The sequence below is a fragment of the Burkholderia sp. AU6039 genome (assembly GCF_002223365.1).
Classification (GTDB): Bacteria; Pseudomonadota; Gammaproteobacteria; order Burkholderiales; family Burkholderiaceae; genus Burkholderia.
The window spans coordinates 207,120-221,895 of the sequence record NZ_NKFK01000003.1 but is presented as its reverse complement, the minus strand read 5'-3'; the positions used below and the strand labels follow the sequence as shown (position 1 = coordinate 221,895).

Genomic DNA, 14,776 nt, shown 5'->3' with positions numbered 1-14,776 from the left:
ACGGCACCGGTTGAACGGAAAGCCGGATTCTTCCGATACCCGCCCTTCCGCTCAAACAATCTCAAACGAATCTCAATGCCGGCCGCTGCGGCGCGCGCGGCGTGCCGCGGTCAGATTCCGCCGAACACCCGCTCCCACAGCGCCGTCACGGCCGCCCGCTCGTCGGCCACCACGGCCGGATCGACCCGCGCCTTCTCCATCCCGTCGAGCCGCAGCTTGTGCTGCAGCTTCCGGTACTTGCGGTACGCCGCCCCGACCCGCTCGGCCTCGTCCTCGCCCATCAGCCCGAAGCGCGCGACCTCGCGCAGCAGCGCGATGTTGCCCGTGTTGCGGATCAGCTCGGCATCGCTCGACGCGTGCAGCAGCACCCAGTACTGGACGATGAACTCGATGTCGACCATCCCGCCGCGATCGTGCTTCAGGTCGAACAGCTCGGTCTGGTTCGGGTGGCCGGCGAACACCTTGCCGCGCATGTCGACGATTTCCTTCGCGAGCACGCCGCCGTCGCGCGGCGTCGTCAGCACCTGCTGGCGGATCGCCTCGAAGTCCGCGCCGATCTGCGCGTCGCCCGCGCTGTAGCGGGCCCGCGTGAGCGCCTGATGCTCCCAGACCCACGCGGTATTCGCGGCGTCGCCCTCGCGCAGCTGGTAGCGGCGGAACGCGTCGAGATCGGTGACGAGCAGCCCGGCCTCGCCGTTCGGCCGCAGCCGCAGGTCGATGTCGAACAGCGCGCCCGCCCCGGTCGCCGTGGTGAGCCACGTGATCAGGCGCCGCGTGAAGGTCGTGTAGACGTCCGCCGAGCGCTCGTCGGCGTCGTCGTACAGGAAGATCAGGTCGAGATCCGATGCGTAGCCGAGCTCCTTGCCGCCCAGCTTGCCGTACGCGATCACCGCGAACTTCGGCACGTCGCGATGGCGCTTCGCGAGCTGCGACCAGACGACTTCGATCGTCACGTCGAGCACCGCGTCGGCCAGCTCGGACAGCCGGTCGCTCACGTGCTCGACCGACAGTTGCCCGGCCAGATCGATCAGCAGGATCCGGAACACCTCCGCGTGCTGCGCGTGCCGCAGCAGGTCCATCTGTTGCTCGGGGCCGTCGGCCGCGGCGAGGCGCGCGCGCAGCGCGTCCTTGAACGCGGGCCAGTCGAACGGGCTCGCGATCGCCTCGTCGTCGAGCAGTTCGTCGAGCAGCTGCGGATGGCGGATCAAGTAGCCGCCGCCCCAGCGCGTCGCCCCGAGCACCGACAGCACGCGGTCGAGCGCGGCCGGATATTCGGTCAGCAGCGCGAGATAGACACCGCGCCGGCTGACCGTCTCGAGCAGGTCGAACAGGCGCACGATCGTGTCGTCGCGGCGCGCCGCGTCGATGTTCGGCGCGGCGTCGAGCGCCCGCTGCGCGACGCTGTCGAAGCGCTGCCGGCTCTTTTCCGGCAGGCCCATGTAGCGCGACGACTGCCAGATCGCACGCAGCCGGGCGAGCACGGTGGCCGGGTCCGTAAAGCCGAGGCCGTCGAGACGCGCGACCAGCGCGTCGTCCTCGCCGTCGTCGGCCAGCGCGCCGCTCCAGATCCACGCGGCGGCCGTGTCGTCGCCGGCCGCGCAGGGCGCGCCGCTCGCCTTGTCGGCAAAAATCTGGTCGAACTGCGCTTCGACGAACGTGCGGTGGCCGTCCAGCACCGTCATCAGCGCCGCATAGTCGGCAAAGCCCAGCGACGCGGCCAGCGCCGCGCGCTCGTCCGGCTCGACCGGCATCGCGTGCGTCTGCGCGTCGTTGCGGTACTGCAGACGGTGCTCGAGCGTGCGCAGGAAGTTGTAGGCCTCGGTCAGGCGCGCACGCACATCCTCGCCGATCAGCCCGCGCGCCTGCGCATGGCGCAGCACCGCGAGCGTCGGCCGCACGCGGAATTCCGCATCCTGGCCGCCGCGGATCAGCTGGAACACCTGGGCACTGAATTCGATCTCGCGGATCCCGCCGCGCCCGAGCTTGATGTCGTCGGCCTTGTCGGGCCGCATCGACGCGCGGCGCGCGGCTTCCTGCCGGATCTGCTGGTGCAGCGAGCGGATCGCGCCGATCACGCCGAAGTCGAGGTAGCGGCGGTACACGAACGGCTTGACGAGCGACTCGAGTTGCGACGCCAGCCGTTGCGCCGCGTCGCTGTCGCCTTCCGACACGAGCCGCCCCTTGATCCACGCATAGCGCTCCCACTCGCGCCCCTGCACGTAGAAATACTCCTCGAGCATGCCGAGGCTGCAGACGAGCGGCCCCGAATCGCCGTTCGGACGCAGCCGCATGTCGACGCGAAACACGTAGCCGTCGGCCGTGACTTCCGACAACACGCCGATCAGCCGCCGGCCGAGCCGCGTGAAGTATTCCTGCGTGGACAGCGGCGAACGCGCGCCGCCGGTCGTCTCGCCGTCGTCCTCGTAGACGAAGATCAGGTCGATGTCCGACGACACGTTCAGCTCGCGGCCGCCAAGCTTGCCCATCCCGACCACGCCGAGCACGACGCGCTGGCCGTCGGCGCCGCGCGGCTCGCCGTACAGCGCCTCGAGCTCGGCCGACAGCAGCGCGAGCGAGCGCTGCACGGCCACTTCCGCGAGATCGGTCATCGCGCCCGTCACCTCGGCGACGTCCGCCAGCCCGCGCAGGTCGCGCTCCGCCACCGCGCCGAATGCCTCGGCACGCAGTTGCCGCAGCGCGCGCTTCAGGTGCTCCTCGGTCGGCGCGGCGGCGCCGGCCGGCGTTGCCAGCAGTTCGGTGAGGCGCGCGTCGAGCTGCGCGCGACCGAGCGGCGCGGCCGCCCACGCGGCGACCTGGTCGACGAGCGCGGGTCGCGCGGCGGCCGCGCGGGCCAGGTAACGGGAATAGGACGTGCTGATCAGGGCGGAAGCGTCGGTCATCGAGAAGCGGGCCTGGCGGAACGGCCGGCCGGCACGGGAACGCATGCGCGCCCCCCTCCCGACCGGCTCCATGGACTCGGCGCGGCATCGCGGGGCGGGTGCGCCCATCGCGAAACCGCGCGCCGGAAAGCCCGTGCCGCGCTGCCGCATCGGCCGCCGGCACGAACCCGTGTGATACATTTCAACGTCAGTCTGCAAAACTACCATATCGCCGCCCGTCCGCCGCATGTCCGACCGTCAGGAATCCGCCGTAGCTGCGCCCGAAGCGGGACCTCCGAAGCACGATCATCCGGTCTTGCGTCGCGTGTTCAGGGTGACGCTGGCAGTCGGGATCGGCACCTACTTCATCGCGTCCGGCACCTTCCTCGGGCTGCGCTACGTCCTGCTGCCCCGCATCGACGAATTCCGCCCGCGCATCGAACGCGCGGTGTCCGACAAGCTCCACGCGCAGCTTTCAATCGGCAAGCTTTCCCCGAACTGGTCCGGCATGCAGCCGGGCGTCGAACTCACGAACCTGACGATCCGCGGCCATGACGGCAAGGTCGCGCTGTCGGTGCCGCATGCGACGGCCGCGCTGTCGTGGATGTCGCTGCTGCGGCTGTCGCCCGCGCTGTCGAGCCTGATCGTCGACCAGCCCGACCTGGTCGTCGCGCGTGCGGCCGACGGCTCGCTGAGCATCGCGGGCGTCGGCGTGGCGACCACCCACGGCGGCAACGATACGTTCGGCACGTGGCTGCTGAAACAGGAGGCGATCGTGCTGCGCGGCGGCACGCTGCGCTGGCGCGACGCGCAGCATGACGCGCCGGAGCTCGTGCTGTCGGGCATCCGGCTCGCGGTGCTCAATACCGGCCGCGTGCACAAGGCCGCGCTGCAGGCGCCCGCGAACGGCACGCTGCTGCTCGGCCCGCTCGACTTCCGTGCGCGCTTCAAGCACAAGCCGCTCGCGCCGGTCGGCAAACCGGCGAACTGGACGGGCGACGCGTACCTGTCGACGGGCCCGGTCGACCTGCAGACGCTGGCGCGCTACCTCGACATGCCGCTCACGATCCACGCGGGCCGGATCGACAACGCGATCTGGGCCACCTTCGGCGACGGCCACCTGCATTCGGCGGGCGGCGACCTGCAGGGCGCGGACGTCGCGCTGCGCGTGCGCCCGACGCAGCCGCGGCTCGACGTGCCGACGGTCGGCTTCGGCTGGGACATGCAGCTCGACGCCGGCCACGACTACACGCTGCACCTGACGCGCTTCAACGCGGAGCTCGGCCAGCCGCCGCTGCCGGACGGCACGCCGCTCGCCCGCTCGCTCGCGCTGTCGACGCTGACGGCCCGCTACCGCGTGCCGACCGCGAACCAGGGGCAGTTGTTGAGCGTCGTCGGCGACCGCGTCGATCTCGGCATCCTCAGCGAGTTCATCCGCGGGCTGCCGCTGCCGGCACGCCTGCGCAACGAGCTGATCAAGCTTGACCCGCGCGGGATGGTGTCGAACTATCACATCGAGGTCGAGCGCGCGAAACCCGCACATGCCGACCTCGCCGACGAGGAGCGGCGCACGGGCGCCGCGCCGATCGTGCGCTACCGCTTCCTCGGCGATCTCCAGGGCATCAGCTTCGCCGCGCAGGAACCGCCGCCCGGGCTCTCACCGCGCGGCCACCCGCGCGCCGGCTGGCCGGGTGTCGAGAACCTGTGGGGCCGCGTCGACGCGAACGAGACGGGCGGCTCCGCGCATTTCGACACGGTCAATGCGGCCGTCACGGTGCCCGGCGAATTCGACGAGCCGCGCCTGACGTTCGACCGGCTGCGCGGCAATGCCAAATGGACGATCACGCCCGCGCCCGGCGAGAAGCACGCGCGCGTCGACGTATCGCTGCCCGACCTGTTCGTCTCGAACCCCGATGCCGAAATCGCGGTGTCGGGCTCGTACGCGAACCCCGGCCACGGCCGCGGCACGCTCGACCTGCGCGCCGATTTCGCCCGGGCGTCGGTGGCGCGCATCCCGCGCTACCTGCCGACCGGGATGTCCGAACACCTGCGCGACTATCTCGGCCACGCGCTGCAGGACGGCCAGGTGACCAAGGGCGCGTCGATCGTCGCCCGTGGCCCGCTCGAGAAATTCCCGTTCGAACACGAGCCGGACGCCGGCGTGTTCCACATCGTCGCGCCGTTCACCGGTGGCCGCTTCGAACCGACGCCGTACCCGCCGCGCAAGCTCGCGAACGGCACGCCGAGCGTCTGGCCGGCGCTCGACGGGATCGACGGCGTATTCGAACTCGCGCAGAACAAGCTGCGCTTCGACATCCACCGCGCACACTACAAGCGCGTCGCGCTGACGAAGGTCGCCGGCCGCATCGACGATCTCGGCAATCCGACCCACTCGCCGCTCATCATCGACGGCCATGCGCAGGGCCCGCTCGCCGACCTGATCGACTACGCGGACAACAGCTCGCTAGGCACGATGAGCGGACATATCGGCCAGCGGATCGATGCGCAGGGGCCCGCGTCGCTCGGGCTCAAGATCACGATTCCGCAGCACGTCGCGCATCCGCACACGCACGTCGAAGGCGCGCTCGCATTCGGCGGCAACACGCTGACGACCAGCGGCGTGCCGCCACTGTCCGCGCTGCGCGGCAGCGTCCGGTTCACCGAGGCCGGCGCGTCGCTGCACGACCTGTCGGGGCGCTTCCTCGGCGGCCCGGTGCGCGCGAACGGCAACTTCCAGTCGCACGGGCCGTACACGGTGGACGTCGACGGCCGGCTCGCACTCGACGCCGCGCGCGGCCTGAACCTGCACGGCCCGGCCGCCGCGCTGCTCGAGCACGTGGTCGGCGACGCGCCGTACAAGGTCGCCGTGCGCGGCGCGCCGGGCCGCCTGCCCGACATCAGCGCGCGTTCCGACCTGACCGGCGTCGCGCTGAATTTCCCCGCGCCGTTCGCGAAGGCGGCCGGCACGCCGATGCCGTTCAGCTTCACGCTGCAGCCGGCGCCGCAGGCCGACGGCAAGCGCCTCGAGCACGCCGACCTGACGCTCGGCCCCGTGTCCGCGACCTACCTGCTCGACGCGACGCGCGGCCAGCCGCTGCGCGCGGTGCGCGGCGCGATGGGCATTCACCGGATGCCCGACATGCCGCAGGACGGCGTGAGCGCGGCCGTCGACGTCAACGAACTGGACGCCGACGCGTGGCTCGCGCTGGCCCATACGCTGAAGTCCGACACGCCGCGCGCGCCGGAGCCGCAGGCCGCGCCGCGCGTCGATTTCGCGAGCTTCGCGCCGAAGCGTTTCGCGCTCCACTTCGGCACGCTGAAGCTGCTCAAGCGCAACTGGGAAAACGTGATCATCGGCGCGTCTCACGTCGACGAGCTGTGGCAGGCGAACATCGCGTCGAACCAGGTGTCGGGCTACCTGTCGTGGGCGCCGGGCGGCGGCCACAACGGCGCGGGCGTGTTGAATGCGCGGCTCGCGAAGCTCGTGGTGCCCGACAGCGCACAGCACGATCTCGTCGGCCGCGCGATGAACCTGCCGACGCCGACCGACCGGCCGATGCCGTCGATCGACCTGATCGTCGACCAGGTCGTCGCGCGCAACCACGACATCGGCCGCCTCGTCGTCAACGCGCGCAACATCGACGAAGCCGGCACGCCGGTCTGGCAACTCGACAAGCTGGAGCTGTCGAACCCGGACGCGAAGCTGACGGCGACCGGCAACTGGCGCACGTCGCGCCGCGCGCTCGCCCGCGGCGCCGACGAGAGCGACGCACCGCGCCGCACCGTGTTCGACTTCAAGCTCGACATCGGCAACGCGGGCGCGCTGCTCGACCGCGTCGGCCTGCCGCGCACGCTGGCGGACGGCCATGGCTCGGTGACCGGCAAGGTCGGCTGGCGCGGCGGCCCGACCGCGCTCGACTTCCCGTCGCTCGGCGGCCAGATCGCGATCGATCTCGAACACGGCCAGATCCTGAAGGTCGACCCGGGCGCCGCGAAGCTGCTTGGCGTGCTGAGCCTGCAGAGCCTCGCGCGCTTCCTGACGCTGAATTTCCGCGACGTGATCGGCAAGGGGCTGCCGTTCGACAAGATCACCGGCACCGGCCAGATCTCGAACGGGATCGCCCGCACCGACGACTTCTCGATGATGACGGGGCCCGCGAACGTCTCCGTGCGCGGCGCGGTCGATCTCGGCGCCGAGACACAGGACCTGCACGCGCACGTCGCACCGAAGATCAGCGCGGGCGCTGCCGCGATCGGGGCGGCCATCATCAACCCGCTGCTCGGCGTCGGCGTGCTGGCCGCGAACTACGCGCTGTCGGAAACGCTGTCGCGCGCGTTCGCGCTCGACTACGCGATCACCGGCTCGTGGGCGCACCCGCACATCGAGCGGGTGCGGGGCGATCAGGGTAAGATGAATCACGGTCCGGCCGATGCGGCGAATCATTGAGCCGCGCGTCGAATCGCGCACGGTGCCGGGCCGCACCCCATTTATGACGCAACCGATCCTGCGATGACCGACCACACCCGTTCCGCCACGCCCTTCCAGGTCGCCGCGCTGCAGATGGTGAGCACGCCGGACGTCGCGCGCAATCTCGCCGAAGCCCGCCGCCTGATCGCGGAAGCCGCCGGCGAAGGCGCGCAGCTCGTGCTGCTGCCCGAGTATTTCTGCTTCATGGGCCACCGCGACACCGACAAGCTCGCGCTCGCCGAACCCTATCAGGACGGCCCGATCCAGCGCTTCCTCGCGGACGCCGCGCGTCGCCACGGCGTCTGGGTGATCGGCGGCACGCTGCCGCTGAAGGCGCCGGAACCCGATCGCGTGCTCAACACGACGCTCGTGTTCGATCCGTCCGGCAACGAAGCCGCACGCTACGACAAGATCCACCTGTTCAACTTCGAGAAAGGCGACGAGTCGTTCGACGAGGCGCGCACGATCCGCGCGGGCGATACGGTCGTCGCGTTCGACGCGCCGTTCGGGCGGGTTGGCATGTCGGTCTGTTACGATCTCCGCTTTCCGGAGCTGTATCGCAGGATGGGCGACTGCACGCTGATCGTCGTCCCGTCGGCGTTTACGTATACGACGGGCCGCGCGCACTGGGAAACGCTGCTGCGCGCGCGGGCCGTCGAGAACCAGTGCTACGTGCTCGCGGCCGCGCAAGGCGGCAAGCACGAGAACGGCCGGCGCACCTGGGGCCACAGCATGCTGATCGACCCGTGGGGCGAGATCGTCGCGGTCCGCGACGTGGGCGCCAGCGTCGTGCTCGGCGCGATCGATCCGCAACGCATCGCCGACGTGCGCCAGAGCCTGCCCGCGTGGCGGCACCGCGTGCTGACCTGAATCCGCCGCGCCGCTTGAAACGCCGCGCGGCCAACCCATCTGCCCAGAAGCACCCGACAACTTTTTGAGAAACCCCGATATCCGCATGAACATCATCGAACCCGGCATCCGCAACCTCGCGCTGGCGAAGGACATCCTGCTCACGCCGTACGGCCTCGACGAAAGCCTGCTCACGCGCACGATCGCCGACATCTTCACGCATCGCGTCGACTACGCGGACCTGTACTTCCAGGCGACCCGCAGCGAAGCGTGGAGCCTCGAGGAAGGCATCGTCAAATCGGGCAGCTTCAGCATCGACCAGGGCGTCGGCGTGCGCGCGGTCGCGGGCGACCGCACCGCGTTCGCGTATTCCGACGACCTGTCGCCGGAAGCGATCGCGCAAGCCGCTGCCGCCACCAAGGCGATCGCGGCGGCCGGCGGCGGCCGCCAGAAGATCAAGGCGGCATCGTCGCTGAAGGGCATCTCGGGCCGCGACCTGTACCTGCCGTCCGATCCGCTCGCGTCGCTCGACGCGACGGCCAAGGTCAAGCTGCTCGAGCGCATCGAGCAGATGGCACGCGGCCGCGACCCGCGCATCACGCAGGTGATGGCGGGCCTCGCCGGCGAATACGACGTCGTGCTGGTCGCCCGCAGCGACGGCGCGCTCGCGGCCGACATCCGTCCGCTCGTGCGCGTGTCGGTCACGGTGATCGCGGAGCAGAACGGCCGCCGCGAGATCGGCTCCGGCGGCGGCGGCGGCCGCTTCGACTACGGCTACTTCACCGACGACGTGCTGTCGCGCTACGTCGACGACGCCGTGCATGCGGCGCTCGTGAACCTCGATGCGCGCCCCGCGCCGGCCGGCGCGATGACGGTCGTGCTCGGACCGGGCTGGCCGGGCGTGCTGCTGCACGAGGCGATCGGCCACGGCCTCGAGGGCGACTTCAACCGCAAGGGCTCGTCGGCATTCGCGGGCCGGATCGGCGAGCGGGTTGCCGCGAAGGGCGTGACCGTCGTCGACGACGGCACGCTGCCGAACCGCCGCGGCTCGCTGAACATCGACGACGAAGGCAACCCGACGCAGTGCACGACGCTGATCGAGGACGGCATCCTGAAGGGCTACATCCAGGACACGCTGAACGCGCGGCTGATGAAGATGCCGGTTACCGGCAACGCACGGCGCGAGTCGTACGCGGCGCTGCCGATGCCGCGCATGACGAACACGTACATGCTGAACGGCGACAAGGATCCGCAGGAAATCATCGCGTCGGTGAAGAACGGCCTGTACGCGGTGAACTTCGGCGGCGGCCAGGTCGACATCACGAACGGCAAGTTCGTGTTCTCGGCGTCCGAGGCGTACATGATCGAGAACGGCAAGATCACCTACCCGGTGAAGGGCGCGACGCTGATCGGCAGCGGCCCCGAATCGCTGAAGGACGTGAGCATGATCGGCAACGACATGTCGCTCGACTCGGGCGTCGGCGTGTGCGGCAAGGAAGGCCAGAGCGTGCCGGTCGGCGTCGGCCAGCCGACCCTGCGGATCGACAGGATGACGGTCGGCGGTACGGCATAACCGCATCGCGGCGCAGACATTCCGCGCATTTTGAATAAAACGCGCGGAATGTCCGCATTTTCGACGTCTCCCGGTTGCCAGCCGACCGGCGACGGGGTATAAATTCCGAATCAACTTTTTTTGACGAACCGAATCTCCGTCATGTCCGCCAAGTTTTACTTTTACTTTTTTTGGTATCTCAGACCGCTGGCGGATCGAGAGGGTTGATGGCGCGTAAAGCGCAACCGAAATTCCCGAAAAAACCGCCGGCGAACCCGGCGGTTTTTTTTCGCCCTTCGCCACCCGGTCGCCGCCGCAGCGGTCCCGCGGCCCCGACCGAAACCACTGAATCGCTTGAATTGATGAATCTGCCGCACGCGCACTCGCACTGACCGAACCGCGCCCGGAACCAAGGAGAAACAGCATGCCCCCGCACAACACCGACGACGTCCGCATTCGCGAACTCAAGGAACTGACGCCGCCCGCCCACCTGATCCGCGAATTCGCGTGCTCCGAAGCCGCGTCCGAGCTGATCTACAACTCGCGCCAGTCGATGCACCGCATCCTGCACGGGATGGACGACCGGCTGATCGTCGTCATCGGGCCGTGCTCGATCCATGACACGAAGGCGGCGATCGAATACGCGGGCCGGCTGGTGAAGGAGCGCGAGCGCTTCAAGGGCGAACTGGAAATCGTGATGCGCGTGTACTTCGAAAAGCCGCGTACGACGGTCGGCTGGAAGGGCCTCATCAACGATCCGCACCTCGACAACAGCTTCAAGATCAACGAAGGGCTGCGCACCGCGCGCGAGCTGCTGCTGCAGATCAACGAAATGGGGCTGCCGGCCGCGACCGAATACCTCGACATGATCAGCCCGCAGTACATCGCCGACCTGATCTCGTGGGGTGCGATCGGCGCGCGCACGACGGAATCGCAGGTGCACCGCGAGCTCGCGTCGGGGCTGTCGTGCCCGGTCGGCTTCAAGAACGGCACCGACGGCAACGTGAAGATCGCGGTCGATGCAATCAAGGCAGCGTCGCAGCCGCACCATTTCCTGTCGGTGACGAAGGGCGGCCATTCGGCGATCGTGTCGACGGCGGGCAACGAGGACTGCCACGTGATCCTGCGCGGCGGCAAGGCGCCGAACTACGACGCGGACAGCGTGAACGCCGCGTGCGCGGACATCGGCAAGGCCGGGCTCGCCGCGCGCCTGATGATCGACGCGAGCCACGCGAACAGCTCGAAGAAGCACGAGAACCAGATCCCCGTCTGTGCCGACATCGGCCGCCAGATCGCGGCCGGCGACGCCCGCATCGTCGGCGTGATGATCGAGTCGCATCTCGTCGAGGGGCGCCAGGACCTGAAGGAAGGCTGTGAGCTGACCTACGGCCAGAGCATCACCGATGCGTGCATCGCATGGGACGACAGCGTGAAGGTGCTCGAAGGCCTCGCGGAATCGGTGAAGGCGCGTCGCGTCACGCGCGGCAGCGGGAACTGATCGCCTCACCTGCCAAAACAAGAAAGCCCGGCTCCCGCCGGGCTTTTGCATTGGCGGGAGGCGATCCGCCCGCGCATCACTCGAGCGCGCCCGAACCGAAGATCTCGGTGTTCACGCGTTCCGGCGCGACGCCCAGCGCGACGAGCGCGTCACGCTGCGCCTTCATGAACCCGATCGGGCCGCAGATGTAGTAGTCGGCGTCCGGCACCAGCGCGTATTGCTGCACGCGTTCCGGCGTGAGGCGCCCTTCCAGGTCGTGGTCGATGCCCGCGCGATCGTTCGGGCCGGCCAGCTCGTACACCACCGTGCGCTTGACGTTCGCATGGTCGCGCACCGTATCGTTCAGCCAGTCGCGGAACGCGTGGACCGCGCCCGAACGACACGCATGGACGAACCGCACTTCGCGCCGGCTGCCCTCGGCGATCAGCGTCGACGCCATCGACATCATCGGCGTGATGCCGACACCGCCGGAGATCAGCACCACCGGCGTCTCGACGCCATGCTTCAGCGAGAATTCGCCCATCGGCGCGGTCACTTCGACGATCGCGCCCTCTTCCACGCCGTCGTGCATCAGCGTCGACACCTTGCCGGCCGGAATGACTTCCGGCTTGCCGGCTTCACGCTTCACCGAGATGCGCAGCCACTTGCCGTGCGGGGCGTCGGACAGGCTGTACTGGCGCGGCTGGTCGACGCCGAGGTCGCCGACAAAGCGCTTCACGGTGATGTACTGGCCCGGCTCGAACGTCGGCGCCGCGCCGCCGTCGGCCGGCGTCAGGTAGAACGACGTGATCTCGTCGCTTTCGCGCACCTTGCGCTCGACCTTGAACGGGCGGAACCCGCTCCACGCGGCGCCCGCGTACAGGTCGGCCTCGACGCCGATCAGGATCTGCGCGAGCTGGCCGTACGCGACGCGCCATGCCTCGAGCGTCTCGGCATCGACCGCGTCGCCCAGCACTTCGACGATCGACGCGAGCAGGTTCTCGCCGACGATCGGGTAATGCTCGGGGCGAATGTTCAGGCTCGCGTGCTTGTGCGCGATCCTGGTCACGGCGCCGCCCAGCGCGCCGAGGTTGTCGATGTTCGCCGCATACGCGTAGACGGCCTTCGCGAGCGTTTCCGGCTGGCTGCCCGTCTTCTGGTGCGTCTGGTTGAACAGGTTCTTCAGTTCCGGATGGCGCGCGAACATGCGCTGGTAGAAGTGCTTCGTGATCGTCGCGCCGTGCACGGCGAGGACAGGGGCAGTGGCCTTCACGCGAGCCATCTGGTCAGCGGTGATGTGGGTCATGTTCGTTCTCCGTTAAACATGCACACACAATACATCTTTAAAAATGGACGCCCCTCGGGCAAATTGTCGCAGTGCGTCAAAGGGGCAAACCGTCAGCGGACGCGACCGCGCTCCCACAGCACGTCCGATCCGCCGTCGGTGCGGTTCAGCACGCGCGCCAGCACGAACAGCAGGTCCGACAGCCGGTTCACGTAGCGCCGCGGCGCATCATTGAGCGTCTCGGTGCGCCCGAGCGCGACGATCGAACGCTCCGCGCGGCGGCATACGGTTCGGCACACGTGCGCGAGCGACGCCGCGCGCGAGCCGGCCGGCAGGATGAATTCCTTCAGCGGCGGCAGCGTCGCGTTGTAGTCGGCGAGCCAGCGGTCGAGACGCGCGAGATGCGTGTCGTCGAGCACGGTATGGCCGGGTATGCACAGTTCGCCGCCGAGATCGAACAGGTCGTGCTGGATCGTCACGAGCGCCGTGCGGATGCCGTCCGGCAGCGTTTCGGCGAGCAGCACGCCGAGGTTCGAGTTCAGTTCGTCGACGTCGCCGATCGCGGCGATCCGCATGTCGTCCTTGCCGATGCGCCGGCCGTCGCCGAGCCCGGTGGTGCCATCGTCGCCCGTGCGCGTGGCGATCTTGCTCAAGCGGTTGCCCATGCGAATATCCTCTCGTGCGTGGCCGCGAGGCGGCCCGGTTGCGTTCAAACGCGATTATCGCAGCCCGCGGAGGCGGGCGCAGCGGGCGTTACAGCGTAGAATGGGCCGAAACCCTGCAGCACGGGAGCCGGGCCGGTGCCAACGCACTCACCCGGATCGACAAGGAGACGTACGTGAATCACCCTGCCCAGCCGGCCGCCACGCGCCGCCCCCTTCCCCCTGCCATGCTCGATGCGCTGCGCGCCGCCTTCGGCGAGCGCGTGTCGACCGCCGACGCCGTCCGCACCCATCACGGCCGCGACGAATCGCCGTTCGACCCGCAATTGCCCGACGCCGTCGTGTTCGCGCACAGCGCGGACGACGTGCGCGAAGTCGTGTCGCTGTGCTCGCTGTACAGCGTCCCGCTGATCCCGTACGGCGCCGGCTCGTCGCTCGAGGGCCATCTGCTCGCGGTGCGCGGCGGCGTCTCGCTCGACCTGTCGGAAATGAACCGCGTGCTGTCGATCAACGCCGAAGACCTGACCGTGACGGTCGAGCCGGGCATCACGCGCAAGGCGCTCAACGAAGCGCTGCGCGACACCGGCCTGTTCTTCCCGATCGACCCGGGCGCCGACGCGAGCATCGGCGGGATGACCGCCACGCGCGCGTCGGGGACCAACGCCGTGCGCTACGGCACGATGCGCGAGAACGTACTCGGCCTGACCGCCGTGCTCGCCGACGGCCGCGTGGTGAAAACCGGCTCGCGCGCCCGCAAGTCGTCGGCCGGCTACGACCTCACGCGCCTGTTCGTCGGCTCCGAAGGCACGCTCGGCGTGATCACCGAGATCACGCTGCGCCTGCATCCGCTGCCCGAAGCCGTATCCGCCGCGATCTGCACGTTCCCGTCGATGGGCGACGCGGTGCGCACCGTGATCGAGACGATCCAGATCGGCGTGCCGATCGCGCGCGTCGAATTCGTCGATGCGCTCGCCGTGCGCTCGATCAACCGCCATTCGAACCTGACGCTCACCGAAGCGCCGACGCTGTTCTTCGAATTCCACGGCACCGAGGCCGGCGTGAAGGAACAGGCCGAACTCGTGCAGGCGCTCGCCGGCCAGAACAACGGCCAGGGCTTCGAATGGGCCACCCGCCCCGAGGACCGCAGCCGGCTCTGGGCGGCCCGTCACAACGCGTATTTCGCGATGCTGCAGTTGAAACCCGGCTGCCGCGCGGTGACGACCGACGTGTGCGTGCCGATCTCGCAGCTCGCCGCGTGCGTCGAGGAAACCGAGGTCGACCTGCGCGCGTCGTCGCTGCCCTGCCCGATCGTCGGCCACGTCGGCGACGGCAATTTCCACGTCGCGATCCTGATCGACCCCGACAAGCCCGAGGAAATCGCGGAAGCCGAGCACATCAACGACCGGATCGTCGAACGCGCGTTGCGCCTCGGCGGCACCTGCACGGGCGAGCATGGCGTCGGGCTGCACAAGATGCGCTTCCTGCCGAAGGAGCACGGCGACAACGCGATCGACACGATGCGGGCGATCAAGCTCGCGCTCGATCCGCGCAACCTGATGAATCCGGGCAAGATTTTCACGTGCTGACACGGTGGCGCGATGCCG

Annotated in this window: 8 protein-coding genes; 5 read left to right on the top strand and 3 right to left on the bottom strand. The window is 69.2% G+C overall.

The annotated features are described in order from the left end of the window. Nucleotides 1-110: 110 nt before the first annotated feature. Nucleotides 111-2,900: a bifunctional [glutamate--ammonia ligase]-adenylyl-L-tyrosine phosphorylase/[glutamate--ammonia-ligase] adenylyltransferase gene (glnE, locus tag CFB39_RS03595; RefSeq protein ID WP_089473211.1), complete on the bottom strand. Its 2,790-nt coding sequence runs from the start codon at nucleotides 2,898-2,900 to the stop codon at nucleotides 111-113. Between the two features lie 226 nt (nucleotides 2,901-3,126). On the opposite strand from glnE, the gene CFB39_RS03590 reads away from it, so the two are divergent. The 4 genes from CFB39_RS03590 (at nucleotide 3,127) to aroG (ending at nucleotide 11,246) form a co-directional block, all read left to right on the top strand. Beyond that, nucleotides 3,127-7,326 carry a YhdP family protein gene (locus CFB39_RS03590; protein ID WP_089472183.1) on the top strand — a complete coding sequence of 1,400 codons (4,200 nt, stop codon included), beginning with the start codon at nucleotides 3,127-3,129 and terminating at the stop codon, nucleotides 7,324-7,326. Nucleotides 7,327-7,389: 63 nt separating this feature from the next. Continuing rightward, a complete protein-coding gene (locus CFB39_RS03585; protein ID WP_089472182.1) occupies nucleotides 7,390-8,217 on the top strand; it encodes a carbon-nitrogen hydrolase family protein in 828 nt (275 codons plus the stop codon). A gap of 85 nt (nucleotides 8,218-8,302) precedes the next feature. After that, nucleotides 8,303-9,769 carry a metalloprotease TldD gene (tldD, locus tag CFB39_RS03580; RefSeq protein ID WP_039361365.1) on the top strand — a complete coding sequence of 489 codons (1,467 nt, stop codon included), beginning with the start codon at nucleotides 8,303-8,305 and terminating at the stop codon, nucleotides 9,767-9,769. A 403-nt stretch (nucleotides 9,770-10,172) separates the two neighbouring features. Further along, entirely contained in the window at nucleotides 10,173-11,246 is a 1,074-nt protein-coding gene (gene aroG, locus CFB39_RS03570) for a 3-deoxy-7-phosphoheptulonate synthase AroG (protein ID WP_089424547.1), read from the top strand. Nucleotides 11,247-11,322: 76 nt separating this feature from the next. Here the strand turns inward: aroG and hmpA are convergent, their stop codons facing one another. Then, complete coding sequence (gene hmpA / locus CFB39_RS03565) at nucleotides 11,323-12,531, bottom strand: NO-inducible flavohemoprotein (RefSeq protein ID WP_089472181.1); 1,209 nt, start codon at nucleotides 12,529-12,531, stop codon at nucleotides 11,323-11,325. 92 nt (nucleotides 12,532-12,623) lie between these two features. Further along, nucleotides 12,624-13,175, bottom strand: a complete 552-nt coding sequence (locus CFB39_RS03560) for a cob(I)yrinic acid a,c-diamide adenosyltransferase (protein WP_089472180.1) — start codon at nucleotides 13,173-13,175, stop codon at nucleotides 12,624-12,626. Between the two features lie 173 nt (nucleotides 13,176-13,348). On the opposite strand from CFB39_RS03560, the gene CFB39_RS03555 reads away from it, so the two are divergent. Next, the gene (locus CFB39_RS03555; RefSeq protein ID WP_089472179.1) at nucleotides 13,349-14,758 is read left to right on the top strand and encodes an FAD-binding oxidoreductase; all 1,410 of its coding nucleotides are present in this window, start codon (nucleotides 13,349-13,351) and stop codon (nucleotides 14,756-14,758) included. Nucleotides 14,759-14,776 lie beyond the last annotated feature (18 nt).